Below are 21,239 nucleotides of genomic sequence, written 5' to 3'. Positions count from 1 at the left end.
ACTGTGGATCAGGTCAGACCTCTTTCGGCAATGATGCCTCGGTCACGATGTACAGGTGAAAACAATGAGCAAAGCGCAGTCACTGCTGACGCGTAATGGCGAGCGCATCGCCATAACCCACGGATTACGTACACCTTTCCTTCGCCAGGCTACGGGTTTTCATGGCATCCCAGCGGTCGAGCTGGGCCGCATGGTGATAAGCGAAATCATGGCCCGCAGTGAGCTTCCGGTCGACATCATCGAACAACTGGTCTTCGGGCAGGTGGTGCAGATGCCGGAAGCACCGAATATTGCGCGTGAGATTGTGCTGAGCAGTGGCCTGAGTGTGAATACCGACGCCTACAGCGTCAGCCGGGCCTGCGCCACCAGCTTTCAGGCGGTGGCAAACGTCACTGAAAGCTTACTGGCCGGTACCATTTCTGCGGGCATTGCGGGCGGGGCTGACTCCTCCTCGGTGTTGCCTGTCGGGGTGAATAAAACGCTGGCGCGTGCGCTGGTGGACATGAATAAAGCGCGCAGCCTTTCGCAGAAGTTACATATTCTACGGCGGTTGCGGCCCCGAGATCTGTTACCGGTGCCGCCTGCGGTCGCGGAATATTCCACAGGATTACGCATGGGTGATACTGCAGAACAGATGGCGAAAACGCACGGCATTAGCCGGGAAGAGCAGGACGCGCTGGCCTTGCGATCGCATCAGCGTGCAGCCCAGGCCTGGCAGTCAGGCGTGCTGAATCAGGAAGTGATGGCCGCTTTTGTACCCCCGTGGAAAACGCCCATTGAACAGGATAATAATGTGCGCATGGATGCGAAAGCCGCCGACTATGCCCGACTGCGCCCGGCGTTTGACCGCCAGCACGGTACCGTCACCGCGGCAAACAGCACGCCGCTTACCGACGGTGCGGCGGCAGTCATTTTGATGCGTGAAGGCCGGGCAAAAGAGCTCGGGTTACAGCCGCTGGGCTACTTACGCAGCTATGCGTTTACCGCTATCGACGTCTGGCAGGACATGCTGCTAGGGCCGGCCTATGCTTCCCCTTTAGCGCTGGATCGCGCCGGAATCACGCTAAGTGATTTAACCCTGATAGATATGCACGAGGCGTTCGCGGCGCAGACGTTAAGCAATTTAAAAATGTTCCGTGATGAACGCTTTGCCCGGGACGTGTTAAACCGTCCGCATGCGCTGGGCGAGGTCGACGAGGCGCGCTTTAACGTCTCGGGCGGATCGATCGCCTTTGGGCATCCCTTTGCCGCCACCGGTGCGCGCATGATCACCCAGACATTAAATGAATTACGCCGCCGGGGCGGAGGGCTGGGTTTAGTCACGGCCTGTGCCGCCGGGGGTTTAGGTGCAGCAATGGTTCTGGAGGCCGAATAATGGAACAGAGCGCTTTCACATTACAGATGCGGGACGATCACGTTGGCGTGATCACCATTGATGTGCCAGATGAAAAGATGAATACATTAAAGGCGGAATTTGCGGCGCAGATTGCGGCGATCATCGCGCAGGCGCGCAAGAACCCGCAGTTGCTGGGGCTGGTGCTGATTTCCGGCAAGCCTGACAACTTTGTTGCAGGTGCCGATATCAGCATGATCGATCGTTGTCGAAACGCCCATGAGGCGGAAGCGCTGGCGAGACAAGGACAGGAGGTGATGGCCGCTATCGCAGCCTTACCTTTTCCGGTGGTGGCAGCGATCCACGGTGCCTGCCTGGGCGGTGGTCTTGAGCTGGCGCTGGCCTGTAACACGCGCATCTGCTCGCTGGATGATAAAACCCGCATCGGCCTGCCGGAGGTACAGTTGGGATTACTGCCGGGCTCGGGCGGTACCCAGCGTCTGCCTCGCTTAATCGGCGTGCAGAAAGCGCTACCGCTCATTCTTACCGGTAAAAACCTGCGAGCAAAACAGGCGAAAAAGCTGGGCATTGTGGACGATGCCGTGCCGCAGGCCATTCTGCTGGATACCGCCATTGCGCAGGTAAAAAAAGGAAAATTCCGCAGAGCGCCGCTGCCATTGCGCGATCGACTGCTGCAAGGCCCGGTGGCTCGCCAGGCGCTGTTCGCGCTGGTCAGGCGTGAAACCGACCGTAAAACGCAGGGTAACTATCCTGCGGCACAGCGCATCATCGAGGTGGTACGCATCGGCCTGGAGCAGAACAGCCAGGCCGGTTATGCCGCCGAGGCACGCGCGTTTGGCGAGCTGGCGATGACACCCGAGTCGGCCGCGCTGCGCAGTCTGTTTTTTGCCTCAACAGCGCTGAAGAAAGAGAACGGGACCCGTGCTGAACCACGACTCATCCAGCGGGTTGGGGTTTTGGGGGGCGGACTGATGGGCGGCGGGATCGCCAGCGTCAGCGCCATCAATGCCGGGTTGCCGGTGCGCATCAAAGACATCAGCCTGCAAGGCATCAACCATGCGCTGCAAACCAGTTGGGCGCTGCTCGGTAAAAAAGTGAAACGTCGGCAGTTAAGTCCGGCGCAGCGTCAGCAGCAGATGGCACGCATCAGCGGCGGCACGGATTATCAGGGTTTTGCTCACCGCGATATGGTCATTGAGGCGGTGTTTGAGGATCTGGCGCTTAAAAGGCAGATGGTGGCCGACGTCGAGGCGCATTGTCAGCCTGATACGATCTTTGCGTCTAACACGTCATCGATCCCTATTGCGGAGATTGCCGCGACGGCCCAGCGTCCGCAGAACATCATCGGTCTGCATTACTTTAGTCCGGTAGAAAAAATGCCGCTGGTGGAGGTGATTCCGCATGCGACAACCTCACCTGAAACGCTGGCCAGCACGGTCACGCTGGCACGAAAACAGGGTAAAACGCCGATAGTGGTGGCGGACAAACCGGGCTTTTACGTCAACCGTATTCTGACGCCTTACATCAATGAAGCCATGCGCTGTGTGGTGGAAGGGGAGCCGATCGATCACATCGATCGGGCACTGGTGAAGTTTGGTTTCCCGGTCGGGCCCGTTCAGTTACTGGATGAAGTGGGGATTGATGTCGGCAGTAAAATCTCCCCGGGGTTACAACAGGCTTATGGCGAGCGGTTTGCTGCGCCTTCTGCGCTGGATGCGGTGATTCAGGACGGACGCAAAGGGCGTAAAAACGGTAAGGGGTTTTATCTGTATGGATCGTCGCGATTCGCGCGCAAAAAAGTCGATCCCGCGGTGTACAGCTTATTGAAGCGTAAACCGGTGAAGACGCAGAGTGGCGCGCAGATTGCCGAGCGTTGTGTGTTGATGATGGTAAACGAAGCGGTGCGCTGTCTGGATGAGCAGGTTGTTCGCTCGCCGCGGGACGGTGATATCGGTGCCGTGTTTGGCATTGGCTTTCCGCCGTTCCTGGGAGGGCCGTTTCATTACATTGACAGGCTGGGCGCAGCAGAGGTTGTGAGCAGATTAACGCGGCTTGAGCAGCAATACGGTGACCGTTTTGCGCCCTGTGACGCACTGCTGCGCGCGGCGGAGCAGCAGACAAAGTTTTACACTTCTTCATAAATACGAATACCCATCCTGATTCAGGGGGTTAGAAACGCGCCGCACAAGCGTGAGGCGCTACACGAATCTGACAGGTGCTTATTTAATAAACAACCGGTTGACTATACTGAAGTCATTAGGGTACAACACGACGTTCATTCGCAGAATGAAGCGCCTGACGCGAATGCATCAGGCGATGTCGACAAACTACAGCGGTGCTTTATGCAAGTTTTTATCATGCGTCACGGCGATGCGGCTCTTGAGGCTGCCAGTGATTCGGTCAGGCCTTTAACGCTTTGTGGATGTGACGAATCACGTCAAATGGCAAACTGGTTAAAAGGTCAGTCTGTTGACATTGAACGTGTACTGGTCAGTCCTTATCTGCGTGCGCAGCAAACGCTCGCCACGTTTCGTGAGGCCTTTCCTTTGCCAGACGGTGAGGATATTTTGCCGGAACTCACGCCCGGCGGCGATCCCGGTCTGGTGGGATGCCATTTGCAGGCGCTGGCCAATGAAGGGGTGAAATCGGTGCTAGTGATCTCTCACTTACCGTTGGTGGGATACCTGGTGTCGGAACTGTGCCCCCAGGAAACACCGCCAATGTTTGCCACTTCTGCAATCGCCTGCGTTGACTTCGATCCCGCTGAAAGCCAGGGCACATTGCTGTGGCAGATTAGCCCGAAAAAACTGGCGAAAGCCATGTAATGATGTCGGGCCATAAAAAGGCCCGAACATGCATGAATCCACAACGGAACAACCATCCCGTCAGGCTTTTCCCGAACAGATTACGCAATCACAAAACGTGATACCGAGCCTGCCAGCGTTTGTGCCTGGTCATGAAGCGCACTGGCCGCCGCAGAGGACTGTTCCACTAACGCCGCGTTTTGCTGCGTCACGTTATCCATTTCAACGATAGCCACGCCCACCTGCGCAATGCCGCGGTTCTGCTCTTCAGATGCCTGAGAAATCTCGTTCAGTATCTCTGTCACATTGCTGACTGAGGTAACGATTTCACCCATGGTGTTGCCTGTCTGACTGACCAGTTGCGAACCCGCGCTGATACGGGCAACCGAATCCTGAATCAGCGTTTCGATTTCTTTCGCGGCTAACGCGCTGCGCTGCGCCAGGTTTCTCACTTCACTGGCGACGACGGCAAAACCCCGACCCTGTTCGCCGGCCCGTGCCGCTTCGACCGCAGCGTTCAGTGCCAGAATATTGGTCTGAAACGCGATGCTGTTAATCACGGAGGTGATCTCCGAGATTTTTCCTGAGCTGGCAGAAATTTCATTCATCGTGCTGACCACGCTGGTAACCAGTTGTCCGCCACGGCTGGCCGTGTCGAAGGTTTCCTGCGCCAGTCTGCTGGAATGATGAATATTATCGGCATTCTGTTTTACGGTGGATGTCAGCTGCTCCATGCTGGCTGCCGTTTGCGCAAGGGCGGCCGCCTGACTTTCCGTTCGCGCAGACAGGTCATTATTCCCGGAGGCGATTTCTGCCGACGCCTGACTCACGCTGGTGACGCCGCTGCGGATACCGCTGATAATCCGGCGTAGTTCATCACTCATTTCACCTACCGCATGCATGAGTTCGCCCAGTTCATCCCGGCGAGAGGTGTGCATCACGGTGCTGAGATCGCCACGTGCCATTTGTCGGGCAATATGCAGAAGCTCAGATAAGGGACGCGTCAGCTGGCGGGTAATAAACAGCGCAATAAGAATACCCGCAATGATGGCACCAATAACAATGGTCGCCATCAGCCAAACGGCTTGTCTGGCATCGTGATTGGTGGCGTCCAGCTGTTGGGTAAACAACGCATTGCTCATATCGGTCAGGGTTTTGCCTGCCGCCGCCAGTTCGGCTGTGGCCTCTTCGCCCGCTTTTACCGAAGCCATCATCGCGCTGATATCCGCTTGTTTTGTCACGAGCTGTTCACTGATTTTGTCGATTGCTGCAGCGTCTGCGGGGGTAAGCCGAGATTTGATCTGCGCAATAAGTCCGACGGTTTCAGTGAGGAAGCTGCTGAGCACATTGCGATCTTCATCTTTATGCTCAAGGCCAAAGAGTTTCACCCGCACCGCTACGCCGCTCAAATGCTTATTGATCTCCTGCAACGCGGCGGCGGTCTGCGCGTCACCGTTATTGCTTGCGGCGAGCTGACCAATAGCACGCATCTCATCAGCCACGGAGAGGTTCGTCAGCGCCTGCGTACCGTCACGGACGGCCTGCACGGTACCGGCCCGTTTCTGCCGGTAAGTGGCAATGGCCGACGGCATCGCGGTAATCATTGCCTGCTGACTGTCATCCCAACGAAAAACGCCCAGGTTTTTCAAGTTCTGATCTACCTCTTTCAGCATGTCTTCGTTCAGAACGATGAATTTTTCATCATGTGTTTTAACGAATTGCAGGCGGGCATCTTTGGCCTGTGAAAACCGGTCATTGACGCTTTTAAGCTCCCTGAGCTTTTCGGCCCGCACGCTAATGTCATTCAGATTTTTAATGCCGCATATCGCGACAGCCAGACTCAACAATAAAATAAGCCCAAAACCGAGCATGAGCTTTTTGCCCACTTTTAAATTCTCAAAAAAATTACTCAACCCGCTCATTCAAAAAGTTCCCTTGGTCAATGTGCCAATAATGTTTAAACGTAATATGCCTAAATGCTTGAACGTTATCGGCAGCGGGAAAATTGTATTCAGTATAAATAGTTTCTTAAGCAAATAGTCTGCGTCAGCCTGAACAGAAATCAGCAGAACGCCCGGACAATAAGGGGCGGAATGACGCGTGATAAGGGAAGAAGGTGTAACGCAGTGGCGCGGATTCCCCCGGCAAAGGGGGAACAAGCGGGACGGCAGGGCAAGGGGCTTAAGACGTTTTTCTGCCTGAATATCAAGGCAATTCTGGCGGTTGCCACTCTTCAATTTCAATAAGAACTAATAACGCGGCATCGCCGCCAAACATTTTGGGTGCCTGGTGAAAGGCCATGACCCAGGGATGCTGGGCCAGCCACAGTGGCGTTTGTTGCTTTAAAATATGTTTACCATGTCCGGTCATCACGCTGGCACAAAAGAGGTGTTCGCGACGACAGGCGGCAATCAACGCGCCTAACTCCTGCTTGGCTTGCATCTGGGTCAGCCCGTGCAGATCAAGAAAAATCTCTGGCGTGTAGTCACCCCGGCGCAGCTTCTTCAGTTCAAAATGGCTCACGTCGGCACGAACATAGCGCGTTGCCCCTTCAGTGGACAGCAGCGGCTGGAATTCATCTGAAAAGTAGTGGCTGTTATCCGCTTGTTCAGACAGCAGTCTTTTTATCGGGACTTCCCGGGTTTTCACTGCCGGTTTGTGCACGATAGTATCTTGTTTTAATTGACGCGTGCCCGTCATCAACTGGCGAAACAGCGCTTGATCATCCTGGCTCAGGGGGTTTTTTTTACTCATTATTCGTAAATCATATCTGAGGTGGCTGATTAACAGCAGAAGCCGATACCTTACCGTTAACCGTCATTAATTGTCAGCTTTTTCACCTTGCCGCGCTGAATTCTCCTCGGCTTCGTGGCAAACTATCGGCCGATTTAGTAAAAGGCCTGCGGAGGGCTACGTGGACAAAATTTTCGTCGATGAGGCAGTGAATGAACTGCACACCATTCAGGATATGCTGCGCTGGTCGGTAAGCCGCTTTACCGCTGCCGGAATCTGGTACGGACACGGCACAGATAATCCCTGGGACGAAGCTGTCCAGCTGGTTCTGCCCACGCTGTGGTTACCCTTAGATATCCCGGAAGATATGCGTAACGCGCGCCTGACAGCCAGCGAACGCCATCGCATCGTTGAGCGCGTCATTCGCCGCGTGAACGAACGTATCCCGGTCGCCTATCTCACCAACAAGGCCTGGTTCTGCGGCCATGAGTTTTACGTTGATGAACGCGTTCTGGTGCCTCGTTCACCTATTGGTGAACTGATTGAAAACCGCTTTGCCGGTTTAGTGACGGAAAAACCGCGTCATATTCTGGACATGTGTACCGGCAGCGGCTGTATTGCGATTGCCTGTGCCTATGCGTTCCCGGAAGCTGAAGTCGATGCGGTGGATATTTCTCATGATGCGCTGGCGGTGGCCGAGCAGAATATTGAAGAGCACGGTCTGATGCATCACGTGACGCCGATTCGCGCCGATCTGTTCCGCGAACTGCCGCCGGTACAGTACGATCTGATCGTGACTAACCCGCCTTATGTTGATGCAGAAGATATGGACGACCTGCCGAGCGAATATCAGCATGAACCCGAACTGGGTCTGGCTGCGGGCAGCGACGGGCTTAAACTGGTGCGCCGTATCCTTGCCTGCGCGCCGGGCTATTTGAGCGAACAGGGCGTGCTGATTTGCGAAGTGGGTAACAGCATGGTGCATATGATGGAGCAATATCCTGACGTGCCTTTCACCTGGCTGGAGTTCGACAACGGCGGTGACGGCGTCTTTATGCTCACCCGTCAGCAGATCGTTGATGCACAGCACCATTTCTCATTTTATAAAGACTAAAAGGGTGAGCGAACTTTCGCCCGTCAAACCGTAACAAGGAATCTCAATGGCCGGAAACAGCATCGGACAGTTCTTTCGCGTCACCACGTTTGGTGAATCTCACGGTATTGCCCTGGGCTGTATCGTTGATGGCGTGCCGCCGGGCATTCCGTTAACCGAAGCCGATATCCAGCACGATCTTGATCGTCGTCGTCCGGGAACGTCGCGCTACACCACCCAGCGCCGTGAGCCGGATCAGGTGAAAATTTTGTCCGGTGTCTTTGACGGCATCACCACCGGTACCTCGATTGGCCTGCTGATCGAGAATACCGATCAACGTTCGCAGGATTACGGTGCCATCAAAGACCTGTTCCGTCCGGGCCATGCGGATTACACCTATGAGCAAAAATACGGCACACGTGACTACCGTGGCGGTGGCCGTTCATCGGCACGCGAAACCGCGATGCGCGTGGCGGCCGGCGTGATTGCTAAAAAATACCTGCAGATGAAGCACGGTATCCTGGTTCGCGGCTATCTGGCGCAGATCGGCGACGTTGCCTGCGAACTGAAAGACTGGAGCATCGTTGAACAGAATCCCTTCTTTTGCCCGGATGCCGACAAGCTGGAGGCGCTGGATGAACTGATGCGCGCCCTGAAGAAAGAAGGGGATTCGATTGGGGCCAGGGTCACGGTTATGGCGGAAAATGTCCCACCAGGCCTGGGCGAACCGGTTTTTGATCGCCTGGATGCTGACCTCGCGCATGCACTCATGAGCATTAACGCGGTGAAAGGTGTGGAAATCGGCGACGGTTTTGCCGTAGTGAATCAGCGCGGCAGCCAGCATCGTGATGAAATCCGCGCCACCGGTTTTCAGAGCAATCATGCAGGCGGTATCCTCGGCGGCATCAGTAGCGGCCAGACGATTAGCGCGAATCTGGCCATGAAACCGACCTCCAGTATTACCGTACCGGGTAAAACTATCACCCGCGATGGCGGGGAAGTGGAGATGATCACCAAAGGTCGTCACGATCCTTGTGTGGGCATCCGTGCCGTGCCCATTGCAGAAGCCATGATGGCGATCGTGCTGATGGATCATCTGCTGCGCCAGCGCGCGCAGTGCGGTGAGGTTAACTCGACGGTGCCACGTTGGTGAGCCTATGAAAATCTTGCTGATGGTGAGTGCGCTCCTGCTGAGTGCCTCCAGCCTGGCGGCAACGCCGTGGCAACGTATCCAGCACCCTGTTGCGGGTGAGCCCAATGCGATTGGGGGCTTTGCCAACGGCTGTATCGTGGGTGCCCAGGCGTTGCCGCTTAACTCGCCGGATTATCAGGTCATGCGCCAGGATCAGCGCCGCTATTTCGGTCATCCCGACCTGATCCTGTTTATTCAGCGCCTGGCAACCCAGGCGCATAACCTCCAACTGGGAAACGTGCTAATTGGCGATATGGGCATGGCGGCAGGCGGGCGCTTTAGCAGTGGACATGCCAGCCACCAAACCGGGCTGGACGTCGACATTTGGCTACAACTGCCTAAAACCCGCTGGAGCGCGCAGCAACTCCTTAAACCGCAGCCGTTGGATCTCGTCACCGCTGACGACAAGAACGTGGTGGCGCGTCACTGGCAGCCTGAAATCGATAGCCTGATCAAACTGGCGGCGAAAGATGAGGATGTGACACGTATCTTCGTCAATCCGGCGATTAAAAAGCAGCTTTGTGCCGATGCGGGTAGCGATCGCGGCTGGCTTCGAAAAGTGCGTCCCTGGTTTGCGCATCGCGCGCACATGCACGTCCGCTTGCGCTGTCCTCAGGGCAGCACCGAGTGTGAAGAGCAGGCCCCACCGCCTGCGGGTGATGGCTGTGGAGCCGAACTACAGAGCTGGTTTTTGCCCAAACAGCCTGGTTCTGCGCCGGTAAAACGTGAGCCACCGCCGCTGCCTGCGGCCTGTCAGGCACTGCTGGATAAACATTTACTGTAAGGGTTCCCATGGAATGGTTCGTTGTCAGCCCGCTGTTGGTTGTGCTGCTGTTTTTTATTGCCCTGCTGGCTGGGTTCATTGACTCCATTGCGGGTGGCGGCGGACTGTTAACGGTTCCCTCTTTGCTGGCTGCCGGGCTGTCACCGGCGCAGGCGCTGGCGACCAACAAGCTGCAATCGGTCGGCGGATCTTTCTCATCCAGCCTCTATTTTGTCCGGCGCGGGGCCATCCGACTCAGCGAGCAGCGGCTGAATATCGCCATGACCTTTTTGGGGTCGATTGGCGGGGCCATTCTCATCCAGCACCTGCAGGCTGATATGCTGCGTCAGGTGTTGCCGCTGCTGTTAATCGCTATCGGCATGTGGTTTCTGCTGATGCCACGTATCGGTGAAGAAGACCGCGTTCACCGTCTGCAGGGGCTGCCTTTCGCCCTGATTGGCGGTGGCTGTGTCGGCTTTTATGACGGTTTTTTTGGGCCGGGTGCCGGCTCATTTTACGCACTGGCCTTCGTTACGCTGTGCGGCTATAACCTGGCAAAAGCCACCGCGCACGCCAAGCTGCTTAACTTCACCTCCAACTTTGGTAGCCTGCTGTTTTTTATATTTGGTGGCAAAGTGGTGTGGGGCACAGGGCTTATCATGATGCTGGGGGCATTTTGTGGTGCCCGGCTGGGTGCACGGCTGGTGCTGGCACGTGGACAAAAGCTGATCCGCCCGATGGTGGTAATCGTTTCGGCGGTCATGAGCGCCAAACTGCTCTGGGACAGCCACGGCAGTGAATTGATGGCCTGGCTGACCACGCTGAATCTGTAATACTTTTACGTGATGACTTAATGACAACAACTCATAACTACGAACAGCTGATCGCGCTGTTTGATGATTGCTTTAGCCACGACTTTCAGACCCGTCTAATTAAAGGCGATGACGAACCGATCTATCTTCCTGCGGATGACGAATCGCCATGGAATCGGGTGGTATTTGCTCATGGATATTACGCCAGCGCGTTACATGAAATTTCGCACTGGTGCATCGCGGGTGAAGCCCGGCGCAAGCTGGTGGATTTTGGTTACTGGTATTGTCCGGATGGCCGCGACGCGCAAACGCAAAGCCAGTTCGAAGCGGTAGAGGTTAAGCCGCAGGCGCTGGAATGGATGTTTTGTGTGGCTGCAGGCTTTCCCTTCAACGTCAGTTGTGACAATCTCGAAGGAGATTGTGAGCCAGATCGCATTGTGTTCCAGCGAAAGGTTCATGCCCAGGTCATGAACTACCTGGCGTCGGGTATTCCTGCCCGTCCCGCACGCTTTATTTCAGCCCTGGCTGACTATTATGGCAGGCCTTCTCTGACCGCATCGCAATTTCCCTGGCCGGACGATTTGTGATGCAGAAGGGACTTAATAACAGAGGAATGATGAGATGATCGCAGAATTTGAGGCACGTATTCTGGCCCTGATTGACGACATGGTTGAGCACGCCAGTGACGATGAGCTATTTGCCAGCGGTTATCTGCGTGGCCACCTCACGTTGGCAGTGGCGGAAGTGGAACGCCTGGACGAACACACGCCGCAAGCGTTACAGATCCAGGTGACACGAAGCCTGCAAAACGCTATCGCCGCCGGAGAATTATCGCCCCGGGATCAGGCGCTGGTGATTGGTATGTGGGATAACCTGTTTTTACAGGCCCGCCAGCAATCTGCCTGAATGCACGGGGCGGTACGCCGCCCGTGCTAGTTCCCCGCTTTTTTGCCCTTCAGCAATTTTCTTACCCAATAACGATTTGGATTGAGCGCCGCCAGCGTGCTGGCATCCAGCGGCTGGGGTTCGCCGCTGAGCTGAGCCGCCAGCACTTCTGCCGCCAGGGGCGCACTGCACAATCCACGTGAGCCAAGCGCGCCAAACACATAAAGCCCTGAAAAATACGGTGCCGTTTCGCTTTCTGCTTCGCGGGTGCGTTGCTGTGCAAGATCCGCATAGGTGGCAAGCGTCGCCGCGTAATCCGGCACGCTGCCCACCATGGGCAAATGGTCCCGGGTGGCGCAGCGTACGCCATTGCGCGCCTCGCCCTGGCTGACGTCCACTTCATCCACCCACCCGCTGTGGGGCAGGCAGTGCTGCAGACGGCTGCGGTTTTGCTGCTGGTCGTCTTCACGGTAGGCCGTCGACGTATCGCCACGGTGATAGCTGGCGCCGATACAGTGCGTCCCAAACTGTGGGCTGGCTGGGGTGAGATAACCGTCATAACAGAGCACCGTTTTCAGCGCCGATAACGTGGGTGAAGCCGGAATATGACTGACCTGGCCGGCGACCGGATAAACCGGCAGCGAGTCGGTCTGGGTCAGATGGGTAATCGCATGACCGTTGGCCAGCACCACAGCCTGGTGGCAGGTGGCGGGTTGTTCACTGAAGGTCAACTGCCAGCCTTGCGAATGCGGCTCCAGCGCGGTGACGCGGTGCAGCCAGTGAACACGCAATCCGAGTCGTTCACCGTGGGATAACAACGCAGACGTCAATTCAGCCGGGGCTAACCAGCCACCCAGCGGATAAAAGATGCCGCCACAATCCAGCGCCACGTTGGCCAGTGCCTCCGCCTCGTCGCGATTGACGCTGTAAGCGACCTCAGCCGGTAAGGCCATCTCCAGCATCTGCGCAATCTTGCTGGCGCTTTTCTCGTCCCAGCCCAACTGTAATACACCGCTCCAGTCATGTTCGTAAGGGAGATCGAGTGCGTCATACAGGCGACGGGCGAAACTGAATGCAGCAGGAAAGAAGCTGGCCAGCGCGGGATCGTGCTGATTCAGCAGGGGATACAGCGCGCCCTGGCGATTACTGGACGCGCCCAGAGCGGGTGCCTCATCGGCACAGTAGAGCGTTACCTGAAAGCCCCGGCGCAGCAGCGCAAGGGCCAGCGTGGCGCTTGCCACGCCGCCGCCAACCAGGGCAATCTCCTTGCCGGACAGCGCAGGGCGCGCATACCAGGGCTGGCGATGCGCCAGCGCGGGTGCGGTCTCCAGCGAACCGCACAGCATTTCCCGTTTTGGCCCGAACCCTTTACGCCGGGTCACCGCAAAGCCCGCCTGTTGCAAACCGCGCCGCACAAAACCCGCCGCCGTAAAGGTCGCGAAGGTGCCACCCGGCCGCGCCAGCTTTGCCATCGACTGGAACAGGTCAGGCGTCCACATATCGGGGTTTTTCGACGGCGCAAAGCCATCTAAAAACCAGGCATCGACCTGACGATGCAGACTGTCATCAAAATTATCAATTAGCGCATTAATATCGCCTAACCACAGATCCAGCGTGATGCGGCCCGAATCAAATAACACACGTTGGCAGCCCGGCAGTGCCAGGGGCCACTGGCACTGAAGTTGTTCAGCCCAGGGGGCCAGTTCGGGCCAGTGCTGATGCGCCGCCGTCAAATCGGCCTGGGTCAGCGGAAATTTTTCAAAGCTGATGAAATGCAGTCGTTTTAAGGCCGCATCAGGATGGTGGCGCTGAAAGGAATCAAAGGCTTGCCACAGCGTCAGAAAATTAAGGCCTGTGCCGAAACCGCTTTCGGCAACAATCAGCAGATCGCGCGGATGCTGATGAAAGCGTTGCGGGAAATCATTGCCACCCAGAAAGACATACCGCGTCTCTTCCAGACCGTTGTCATTGGAAAAATAGACGTCGTTAAACGCTCGGGAAACAGGTGTACCCTGTTCGTTCCAGCTCAGTTGGGCGTGTTCAACCTGGGGCAGTTTCACAGTAAAGGCTCATTTTTCAGGGAGTGTCAGGATTTTATCGGTCGACGTGACATGACGCAAATTTACAAAAGGAAATGGCTGATCGGACTTGTTCGGCGTACAAGTGTAAGCTAGAGTGCTCGTCAAATAACAGAAGTGGTGAGGATGATTGAATGAAACGTGCTGTGATTACTGGCTTAGGGATCGTTTCCAGTATTGGTAATAACCAGCAAGAGGTGCTGGCATCTCTGCGTGAGGGCCGCTCAGGCATCACTTTTTCCCAAGAGATGAAAGATTCCGGCATGCGTAGTCACGTCTGGGGTAACGTTAAACTCGATACCACTGGCCTCATCGATCGCAAAGTTGTGCGTTTTATGAGTGATGCGTCCATCTATGCTTACCTCTCTATGGAAGAGGCTATCAAAGATTCTGGCCTGAGCAACGAGGCTTACCAGAACAATCCACGCGTTGGTCTGATTGCAGGATCTGGCGGAGGTTCCCCACGTTTTCAGGTTTTTGGTGCGGATGCCATGCGCAGCCCACGCGGTCTGAAAGCGGTAGGCCCTTATGTGGTGACCAAGGCGATGGCGTCAGGCGTTTCAGCCTGCCTGGCCACGCCGTTTAAGATCCACGGCGTAAACTATTCGATCAGTTCAGCCTGTGCGACTTCCGCGCACTGTATCGGTAACGCGGTTGAGCAGATTCAGCTGGGCAAACAGGATATTGTTTTTGCGGGCGGCGGCGAAGAGCTGTGCTGGGAAATGGCCTGTGAGTTCGATGCAATGGGCGCACTGTCTACGCGTTACAACGAGACGCCAGAAAAAGCCTCACGTACCTATGATAACGAACGCGATGGCTTTGTCATTGCGGGCGGCGGCGGTATGGTCGTGGTTGAGGAACTGGAGCATGCACTGGCACGTGGTGCGCACATTTACGCTGAAATCGTAGGTTACGGCGCAACCTCAGATGGTGCAGACATGGTCGCGCCATCGGGTGAAGGCGCAGTGCGCTGCATGAAGATGGCGATGCACGGCGTGGACACGCCAATCGACTACCTGAACAGCCACGGTACTTCTACCCCGGTCGGTGATGTCAAAGAACTGGGCGCGATTCGTGAAGTGTTTGGCGATAACACGCCGTACATTTCTGCTACCAAAGCGATGACCGGCCACTCCTTAGGGGCGGCGGGCGTGCAGGAAGCCATCTACTCGCTGCTAATGCTGGAGCACAGTTTTATTGCCCCAAGCATCAATATCAGCTCGCTGGATGCGGCGGCAGAAGGCATGAATATCGTGACGCAGCCGACAGAAAAAACGCTGACCACTGTGATGTCTAACAGCTTTGGTTTTGGTGGCACCAACGCCACGCTGACCATGCGCAAATACCAGGCATAACGCTGGATTAAAACGTCATGCTGCACGCAGCATGACGTGAACCCTACGAAAAGGTCGGCGCTTGCCGGCCTTTTTTACGTTGGGATTGCCACTCAGCCACTGTTGCGTGATGAGCCTGCTGAAAGCAGCCTGACCAGCTTGTCGCACCCGGCCACAATCTCATCGGGCGTTAGCGCCGCAAAGCCTAAAATCCAGCCTTGCTGAGGTGCGCTATCGCCGTACAGTGGGCTGAGTCGGGGCAGTAATAAACCCGCCTTTGTCGCCTGTAACGTTAAGGCGGCGTCGTCGCCCTGCACCAGCGCAACGGTTGTCTGCAATCCACCCGGGCAGGGAAACGGCCTGAGCCATGGCGTCAGACGCTGGGCTAGCTGCTCCAGCAGGCGATCGCGACGGCTGTGATAAAGCTGGCGCATCAGCCGCAAGTGGCTGGCAAAATGCCCCTGCTGCATAAATTCTGCCGTTACCGCCTGCGGCAGCAGTGCGCTATGCCCGTCCAGCAGGCTGCGTGCCCGGCCTAAAGGTGCCACCAACGGGACAGGCACCACCATCCACGCCAGACGCAGCGAGGGAAACAGCGATTTCGAAAAGGTTCCGAGGGTAATGACCCGGCTATCGTTGTCGAGCGCGTGCAGCGCAGGCGCAGGGCGATCGTCATAGTGAAACTCGCTGTCGTAATCGTCTTCAATCAGCCAACTGCCGTGACGACGTGCCCAGTCCAGCCAGGCGAGACGGCGCGGCAGACTTAAGGACACGCCGGTGGGATACTGATGCGAAGGGGTCAGATACATCAGTTTTGCGGAACCGGGTTGGGGAACCGCACCCTCGGCATCCACCTGAATACCGCGCACTCTGGCCCCCGCAGAAAGAAAAGCATTACGCGCCCCCGCATAGCCCGGCTCTTCCATCCAGATCTCATCACCCGCATCAACCAGCATTAGCGCCAGCAGCTGCAGCGCCTGTTGTGAACTGGTTAAAATAATCACCTGATCAGCCTCGCACTGCACGCCACGTGACAGAGCCAGATAGTCAGCAAGCGCGCGGCGCAGTGGCAGATAACCCAGCGGATCGCCGTAGCCCATCACGTCAGGGCCAGCGGTGCGCTGAACGCGGGCGGTTAACCGCCGCCAGAGAGGATGAGGAAAGGCACGTAAATCCGGCGAACCTGCCGCAAACGCATAGGGAAAGGGCGCATCCTGACAGCCGCCCGTTGCCAGCATCTGCTGGCCGCGCTGTGAGAATGTCGCCATGCGATTGGCGCGCACGCGGGGCGAACTGCCCGGCAGCGTGATGGCGACGAAGCTGCCGCGACCGGATTCACGCCGCAGGTAACCTTCACTTTCAAGCTGGGCGTAAGCGGCTTCAACCGTGACGCGCGACAGCGTTAAATCGGTTGCCAGCTGACGCGTTGAGGGCAGTTTCTGCCCGACCTGAAGGTGCGCGGTTTCAATCCACTGACGAAGTGTGGCGCACAGGCGGTCGCGCAGACCACCGGTTGCCTGATGATGAAACAATTGCAGCAGCGGCGACGTCATAATGGTCTTATCACCTCGTTGAAAGCGGTATTATTCAGTAGGCCACTTTGCCGTAAACTGCCTGTCTGTCACAACAGGAGAAAAAAGAATGTCATCTGTTTTAGGTTTTCCCCCGGCGTTACCGCAGCAGAGCGTTGCGTATCTGCAGGCCAAGCTGGCTTATTACACCGATGCCTGGGATCTGGCTGACGATCTGGCCCACCAACGGCAGGGGATTGTCGTGATCGATGCCCGTCAGGTGGAAGCCTGGCGGGCAGGCCATATCAGCGGCGCGGTAAACTTCCCTCATCGGGAAATCAATGAAGCCAGCACGGCTTCTCTGGATCGCGACCTGCTCTATGTGACTTACTGCGATGGCATCGGCTGTAATGGCTCAACCAAAGCGGCGTATCAGCTGGCGTTACTGGGATTTAAAGTCAAAGAACTGACTGGCGGGCTGGATTTCTGGAAGCGAGACGGTCATCCGATGACATGGGGCGATGAGGCGGGCGAATGGCCGCAGACAGCTTCTGCGGCATCCTGTGGGTGTTAAATTACAACACCAGCCACAGTAAAAAGGCCAGAACAATCAACCCTACGACCGCGCTCAGCACCGGGCGCGCTGCCAGCGATTGCAACGCCGGCGGCAGCGAACCGGAAATGGGCGCCCATATCGGATGCGGATTCAGTTCGTTGTCGGCCAGGGCTTGCTCATGGGCTCTTTCAGCCCGACGCGCAAACAGGAAGTTAAGCAGATCCTGGGTTTGCGTCGGGGTCAGCACCATTTGCGGCGTGGCCTGAAAACGTTGCAGGCTGTAATCCTGCAGCATCTGCTGTTCACGCTGATCCAAAGGATGTTTTAACGAGGCTTCAATCAGCTGTAACGTCGGCGCACTGTGCTGGCTCAACGTCTGACGCACCTGCAAATACTGTGTAAGCAGCGGGTAATGGCGCGACGGAATAGGATCGCCGCTGGTGAGATTGACCAGCTTCAGCGCAGCGGTCCATATTTTGCCACTGGATTCGCCTGTCGCGGCAGCCAGACGAACAATTTGCTGATTCAGCGCCTGATGCTCCGCAGGCAGCAGCGAACGATCGCTGGTACGGCTCTGTTGGGGTTGCGGAATTGCCATCTGACCATTTTGCAGCATGGTTAATACCTGGCGCAGCTGGTCCTGGGTTAAGGCGCTCAGCACCGTCTGACCAAACTGCTGGCGGATAAAATCACTGACCGCCTGACGATTATTACCTTTCGGCAGCAGGTCGGTCAGTTGCGTCATTAACTGACGTGTGCCGTGGCCTGTCTGCACCTGCGCCAGGCGGGCATTGAGAAACTGCTCCGCAGCCGGAAAATGGCGCGACTGAAGCTCTGCTTCGCTTTTAACACCCACTTCATGGCGTAAACCGGCCCAGAGTTCGGGCGCCTTAAGCGTGCTAAGCGACATAATGCGCACAATCAAACGCTCAAGCGTCGTGCGCTGGGCAGGAGAAAGGGGCTGTTCACCGGCAACGCTTCCTGCACGCGGGGCGTCAGTTTGCGGATTAACAGATGAACGATCGCCGACCGGCACACCGGGGCCGCTGACAGGTTGCATGGCGGATTCCTTGGGAAACAGAACAGCGTGGGGTGCGCCGGAAACAGAATACGCTATGATAACAAAAGCCCCTGGGAAATCCACGGGGCTTGTGTGTTTCGCACAAAGATTTACTTACTGATGCACGGTGGCGGGTTTACGGCGCAGTCGTTTCCACACCAGAGGCACAATCAATACGGCTACAGCCAGGATAAGCAGCACCTTGGCAATCGGGCTTTCCCACAGGATAGCCATTTCACCATTGCTGATAGACAGCGCCCGACGCAGGTTTTGCTCCAGCATTTCACCCAGTACAAACCCCAAAATCAGCGGTGACATAGGGAAATCCATTTTTCGCAGGATATAGCCGAAAATGCCCAATCCCACCATCAGCAGCAGGTCAAAGGTGGTGCTGTGAACCGCATAAACGCCCACCGCGGAGATGGCGGCGATAGCCGGGACTAAGAACCACAGCGGAATCGTCAGCATACGCGCAAACACGTTAATCATCGGGATGTTCATGATCAACAGCATCAGGTTGCCAATCAGCAGCGCGGCAATCAATCCCCAGACAATATCCGGCTGCTCAGTAAACATCGCCGGGCCAGGGGTGATGTTATACAACGTTAGCGCACCGACCATCACTGCGGTGGTACCGGAACCGGGAATGCCGAGCGTCAGCATCGGAATAAACGAGCCACAGGCGGAGGCATTGTTCGCCGCTTCCGGCGCAGCCACACCGCGAATATCCCCTTTACCAAACTGATCGCTGCCGCTGATTTTTTTCTCGGCCATGTAGGCGATAGCACTGGCGATGGTTGCGCCCGCGCCGGGTAACACACCCACAAAGAAGCCAATAAACGAGGCACGCAGTGTGGCACCGGTAGACATGGCGGCCTCTTTCATATTGAACATCATGCGGCCACTGGCGCGGACCACTTTCTGCCCGCTGTGTGTGGATTCCAGCATCAGCAAAATTTCGCTGACCGAGAACAGGCCAATGACCACCACCACAAACTGGATGCCGTCAGAAAGGTGCACACTGTCAAAGGTGAAGCGATAGACGCCGGTATTGGCATCGACGCCCACGGTCGCCATGCTCAGCCCGATCAGGGCCGACAGGAACGACTTAAGTGGGTTCTGACTCATCATGCTGCCCAGACAGGCAATGGCAAAGACCATTAGCGCAAAATATTCGGCCGGGCCAAACGCCAGCGACCACCGAGCGAGCAACGGGGCGAATAAGATGATGCCGAGAATGGCGATGGTGGAACCGACGAAGGAACTGACGGCAGAGATCGAGAGCGCCACACCCGCTTTGCCTTGCTGCGCCATCGGGTAGCCATCCAGCGCGGTCATGATCGCGCCGGCATCGCCCGGGACGTTGAGCAAGATGGAGGAAATGCGCCCACCGTATTCACAACCCAGATAAACCGTCGCCAGCAGAATCAACGCTGATTCGGCAGGCAGGTGCAGGGCGAACGCCAGCGGCATTAAAATCGCCACGCCGTTGATCGGCCCGAGTCCGGGCAGTAAGCCGACGATCGTGCCGATAAAGCAGCCGATGAGGGCAATCAGCAGGTTTTCAGGCGTCATGGCAACGGCAAAACCGTGCATCAGGAAAGACCAGGTTTCCATTATTTCTCTCCTTAATTGAACAGGCTGCCAGCGGGCAAGGTCACGTCAAGTAAACGGTCAAAGGCGTAGAACAGTGACCATCCCATTACCGCACCGGAGAGCAGGGCGGCCCACCAACGTGCACCAAACAGCATGCCGAGACCGAAAGTCAGCAGCGAAGTGGATAGCGGAAAGCCCAGGGTTTCAAACATCCCGCCGTAAACCAGCATCATCACCGCCAGCGCCACCAGACGTTTCATCGTGGCTGCCGACGGCCACTGGATGTCATCCGGTTTTCTCAGCAGCAGCATCAGGGCACAGAAGGCCATCAGGCTGAGAAGGATGAGCGGAAAAGGACGCGGTCCAACGGGCTCATAGCTGTATTCGCTTTGAATTTGCCAGGCGATGACCAGGCCTGCCAGGCACATCATTAGCCACAGGGTGGCGAAAATACGATCGCTCATGATGTCTCCCGGTTACTTAGCCAGACCAAAGGATTTCGCCTGCTCGCGGTAAGCGGCAACCTGATCTTTCACGTATTTATCCAGTTCTGCGCCGAACATATTGAATTCAAACAGGCCACGCAGTTCGCGCTGCTTTTTGAACTCTGGGGTTTGCACCATTTTCTCGAAGGCGCTCTGCCACCACTGATAATCGGCATCGCTGACTTTAGGGCCAAGATAGAAGCCACGAATAATGGGCCATTCCACGTTAAATCCCTGCTCTTTGGCGGTCGGAATTGACGCCAGCTGATCGGGCAGGCGTTTGTCTGCCATTACCGCCAGCACCCGCAGTTTGCCCCCTTGTAAATGCGGCACCATCTCGCTGAGATCGCCCGACATTACCTGAATATGATTCCCCAGCAGGGCGGTGACCACTTCACCTCCGCCTTCGAAGGCGACATAGCGCATTTTGCGTGGATCAATACCGGCTTCTTTAGCGATCAGCGCGGTTTTCATCCAGTCCTGGCTGCCGATGGAGGCACCCGCGCCCACCACCACTTTGGTCGGATCTTTTTTCATCGCGGCCATGAGCTCGCCCAGGTTTTTCCACGGCGCGTCTTCACGGACGGCAATCATGCCGTAATCGGTGCCAATTGCCGCCAGCCACTTAACGTCATCAACCGAATAGCGACCAAACTTGCCCTGGGACAGATTCAGCAGCGAGCCACCCGAAAAGGCCACAACCGTTCCGGCTTCGGCAGGACGCTGCGCAATGATCGCGTTATAGGCCACTGCACCCACGCCGCCTGGCATATAGGTGATGCGCATCGGTTTCTCAATCTGTTTGGTTTCCATCAGCGAAACCTGAATCAGCTTACAGGTCAGGTCGAAACCGCCACCGGGTTTAGCCGGTGCGATGCATTCCGTTCTGTCTGGTGCAGCGGCATAGCCGGATGACGGCAACATCAAGGCCAGCAGGGCAGAGGCGAGGGCGGTATGGATTATTTTTTTCATCGTGCGCTCCA

The 21,239-nt window shown here is 56.5% G+C and carries 19 protein-coding genes; 11 read left to right on the top strand and 8 right to left on the bottom strand.

From position 1 onward, the window contains the following. The first annotated feature begins 64 nt into the window (after positions 1-64). The 3 genes from fadI (at position 65) to sixA (ending at position 4,179) form a co-directional block, all read left to right on the top strand. A complete protein-coding gene (gene fadI, locus CMR03_RS04630; protein WP_096010916.1) occupies positions 65-1,375 on the top strand; it encodes an acetyl-CoA C-acyltransferase FadI in 1,311 nt (436 codons plus the stop codon). Next, positions 1,375-3,495: a fatty acid oxidation complex subunit alpha FadJ gene (gene fadJ, locus CMR03_RS04625; RefSeq protein WP_096010915.1), complete on the top strand. Its 2,121-nt coding sequence runs from the start codon at positions 1,375-1,377 to the stop codon at positions 3,493-3,495. The genes fadI and fadJ overlap by 1 nt, the downstream gene beginning before the upstream one ends. A gap of 201 nt (positions 3,496-3,696) precedes the next feature. After that, positions 3,697-4,179, top strand: a complete 483-nt coding sequence (gene sixA, locus CMR03_RS04620) for a phosphohistidine phosphatase SixA (protein WP_063880351.1) — start codon at positions 3,697-3,699, stop codon at positions 4,177-4,179. An 80-nt stretch (positions 4,180-4,259) separates the two neighbouring features. On the opposite strand, the gene CMR03_RS04615 is transcribed toward sixA, so the two are convergent. Together CMR03_RS04615 and smrB are read right to left on the bottom strand one after the other, a co-directional pair. Continuing rightward, positions 4,260-6,080, bottom strand: a complete 1,821-nt coding sequence (locus tag CMR03_RS04615; RefSeq protein WP_063880350.1) for a methyl-accepting chemotaxis protein — start codon at positions 6,078-6,080, stop codon at positions 4,260-4,262. A gap of 283 nt (positions 6,081-6,363) precedes the next feature. Further along, entirely contained in the window at positions 6,364-6,912 is a 549-nt protein-coding gene (smrB, locus tag CMR03_RS04610; RefSeq protein WP_096010914.1) for an endonuclease SmrB, read from the bottom strand. A gap of 160 nt (positions 6,913-7,072) precedes the next feature. Here smrB and prmB point away from each other — a divergent pair, with 160 nt between their 5' ends. Genes prmB through CMR03_RS04580 form a run of 6 tightly spaced genes read left to right on the top strand, consistent with a single transcriptional unit; the run spans position 7,073 to position 11,657 of the window. Then, positions 7,073-8,005 (top strand): 50S ribosomal protein L3 N(5)-glutamine methyltransferase, encoded by a 933-nt coding sequence (prmB, locus tag CMR03_RS04605; RefSeq protein WP_096010913.1) that lies wholly within the window; start codon positions 7,073-7,075, stop codon positions 8,003-8,005. Positions 8,006-8,051: 46 nt separating this feature from the next. Continuing rightward, a complete protein-coding gene (aroC, locus tag CMR03_RS04600) occupies positions 8,052-9,137 on the top strand; it encodes a chorismate synthase (protein ID WP_096010912.1) in 1,086 nt (361 codons plus the stop codon). 4 nt (positions 9,138-9,141) lie between these two features. Beyond that, positions 9,142-9,960, top strand: a complete 819-nt coding sequence (gene mepA / locus CMR03_RS04595; protein WP_096010911.1) for a penicillin-insensitive murein endopeptidase — start codon at positions 9,142-9,144, stop codon at positions 9,958-9,960. Between the two features lie 8 nt (positions 9,961-9,968). After that, complete coding sequence (locus tag CMR03_RS04590) at positions 9,969-10,772, top strand: sulfite exporter TauE/SafE family protein (RefSeq protein WP_063880345.1); 804 nt, start codon at positions 9,969-9,971, stop codon at positions 10,770-10,772. 20 nt (positions 10,773-10,792) lie between these two features. Next, the gene (locus CMR03_RS04585; protein WP_063880344.1) at positions 10,793-11,338 is read left to right on the top strand and encodes an elongation factor P hydroxylase; all 546 of its coding nucleotides are present in this window, start codon (positions 10,793-10,795) and stop codon (positions 11,336-11,338) included. A gap of 34 nt (positions 11,339-11,372) precedes the next feature. After that, positions 11,373-11,657, top strand: coding sequence for a YfcL family protein (locus tag CMR03_RS04580; protein WP_063880343.1), 285 nt, complete (start codon positions 11,373-11,375; stop codon positions 11,655-11,657). A gap of 26 nt (positions 11,658-11,683) precedes the next feature. Here the strand turns inward: CMR03_RS04580 and mnmC are convergent, their stop codons facing one another. After that, complete coding sequence (mnmC, locus tag CMR03_RS04575; RefSeq protein ID WP_096010910.1) at positions 11,684-13,696, bottom strand: bifunctional tRNA (5-methylaminomethyl-2-thiouridine)(34)-methyltransferase MnmC2/FAD-dependent 5-carboxymethylaminomethyl-2-thiouridine(34) oxidoreductase MnmC1; 2,013 nt, start codon at positions 13,694-13,696, stop codon at positions 11,684-11,686. A 152-nt stretch (positions 13,697-13,848) separates the two neighbouring features. Between mnmC and fabB the strand changes: the two genes are divergently transcribed. Next, complete coding sequence (gene fabB / locus CMR03_RS04570; protein ID WP_063880341.1) at positions 13,849-15,069, top strand: beta-ketoacyl-ACP synthase I; 1,221 nt, start codon at positions 13,849-13,851, stop codon at positions 15,067-15,069. A 92-nt stretch (positions 15,070-15,161) separates the two neighbouring features. On the opposite strand, the gene pdxR is transcribed toward fabB, so the two are convergent. Next, a complete protein-coding gene (gene pdxR / locus CMR03_RS04565; protein WP_096010909.1) occupies positions 15,162-16,601 on the bottom strand; it encodes a MocR-like pyridoxine biosynthesis transcription factor PdxR in 1,440 nt (479 codons plus the stop codon). 88 nt (positions 16,602-16,689) lie between these two features. On the opposite strand from pdxR, the gene CMR03_RS04560 reads away from it, so the two are divergent. Then, positions 16,690-17,133, top strand: coding sequence for a rhodanese-like domain-containing protein (locus CMR03_RS04560; protein ID WP_096010908.1), 444 nt, complete (start codon positions 16,690-16,692; stop codon positions 17,131-17,133). A gap of 1 nt (position 17,134) precedes the next feature. On the opposite strand, the gene flk is transcribed toward CMR03_RS04560, so the two are convergent. From flk to CMR03_RS04540, 4 genes are all read right to left on the bottom strand, one after another. Next, a complete protein-coding gene (gene flk, locus CMR03_RS04555; protein WP_096010907.1) occupies positions 17,135-18,175 on the bottom strand; it encodes a flagella biosynthesis regulator Flk in 1,041 nt (346 codons plus the stop codon). Between the two features lie 114 nt (positions 18,176-18,289). Then, a complete protein-coding gene (locus CMR03_RS04550; RefSeq protein ID WP_096010906.1) occupies positions 18,290-19,792 on the bottom strand; it encodes a tripartite tricarboxylate transporter permease in 1,503 nt (500 codons plus the stop codon). A gap of 11 nt (positions 19,793-19,803) precedes the next feature. Beyond that, positions 19,804-20,235: a tripartite tricarboxylate transporter TctB family protein gene (locus CMR03_RS04545; RefSeq protein WP_096010905.1), complete on the bottom strand. Its 432-nt coding sequence runs from the start codon at positions 20,233-20,235 to the stop codon at positions 19,804-19,806. 12 nt (positions 20,236-20,247) lie between these two features. Next, complete coding sequence (locus tag CMR03_RS04540) at positions 20,248-21,228, bottom strand: Bug family tripartite tricarboxylate transporter substrate binding protein (RefSeq protein WP_082875239.1); 981 nt, start codon at positions 21,226-21,228, stop codon at positions 20,248-20,250. Between the last annotated feature and the right edge of the window lie 11 nt (positions 21,229-21,239).

This window comes from Pantoea allii (assembly GCF_002307475.1).
Taxonomy (GTDB): Bacteria; Pseudomonadota; Gammaproteobacteria; order Enterobacterales; family Enterobacteriaceae; genus Pantoea; species Pantoea allii.
This window is presented reverse-complemented; position numbering and strand designations above follow the sequence as displayed.

Excerpts from the sequence above, each read along its gene's own strand:
- fadI (WP_096010916.1), top strand. The coding sequence starts at position 65 with ATGAGCAAAGCGCAGTCACTGCTGACGCGTAATGGCGAGCGCATCGCC.
- fadJ (WP_096010915.1), top strand. The coding sequence starts at position 1,375 with ATGGAACAGAGCGCTTTCACATTACAGATGCGGGACGATCACGTTGGC.
- sixA (WP_063880351.1), top strand. The coding sequence starts at position 3,697 with ATGCAAGTTTTTATCATGCGTCACGGCGATGCGGCTCTTGAGGCTGCC.
- CMR03_RS04615 (WP_063880350.1), bottom strand. The coding sequence starts at position 6,080 with ATGAGCGGGTTGAGTAATTTTTTTGAGAATTTAAAAGTGGGCAAAAAG.
- smrB (WP_096010914.1), bottom strand. The coding sequence starts at position 6,912 with ATGAGTAAAAAAAACCCCCTGAGCCAGGATGATCAAGCGCTGTTTCGC.
- aroC (WP_096010912.1), top strand. The coding sequence starts at position 8,052 with ATGGCCGGAAACAGCATCGGACAGTTCTTTCGCGTCACCACGTTTGGT.
- mepA (WP_096010911.1), top strand. The coding sequence starts at position 9,142 with ATGAAAATCTTGCTGATGGTGAGTGCGCTCCTGCTGAGTGCCTCCAGC.
- CMR03_RS04590 (WP_063880345.1), top strand. The coding sequence starts at position 9,969 with ATGGAATGGTTCGTTGTCAGCCCGCTGTTGGTTGTGCTGCTGTTTTTT.
- CMR03_RS04585 (WP_063880344.1), top strand. The coding sequence starts at position 10,793 with ATGACAACAACTCATAACTACGAACAGCTGATCGCGCTGTTTGATGAT.
- CMR03_RS04580 (WP_063880343.1), top strand. The coding sequence starts at position 11,373 with ATGATCGCAGAATTTGAGGCACGTATTCTGGCCCTGATTGACGACATG.
- fabB (WP_063880341.1), top strand. The coding sequence starts at position 13,849 with ATGAAACGTGCTGTGATTACTGGCTTAGGGATCGTTTCCAGTATTGGT.
- pdxR (WP_096010909.1), bottom strand. The coding sequence starts at position 16,601 with ATGACGTCGCCGCTGCTGCAATTGTTTCATCATCAGGCAACCGGTGGT.
- CMR03_RS04560 (WP_096010908.1), top strand. The coding sequence starts at position 16,690 with ATGTCATCTGTTTTAGGTTTTCCCCCGGCGTTACCGCAGCAGAGCGTT.
- flk (WP_096010907.1), bottom strand. The coding sequence starts at position 18,175 with ATGCAACCTGTCAGCGGCCCCGGTGTGCCGGTCGGCGATCGTTCATCT.
- CMR03_RS04550 (WP_096010906.1), bottom strand. The coding sequence starts at position 19,792 with ATGGAAACCTGGTCTTTCCTGATGCACGGTTTTGCCGTTGCCATGACG.
- CMR03_RS04545 (WP_096010905.1), bottom strand. The coding sequence starts at position 20,235 with ATGAGCGATCGTATTTTCGCCACCCTGTGGCTAATGATGTGCCTGGCA.
- CMR03_RS04540 (WP_082875239.1), bottom strand. The coding sequence starts at position 21,228 with ATGAAAAAAATAATCCATACCGCCCTCGCCTCTGCCCTGCTGGCCTTG.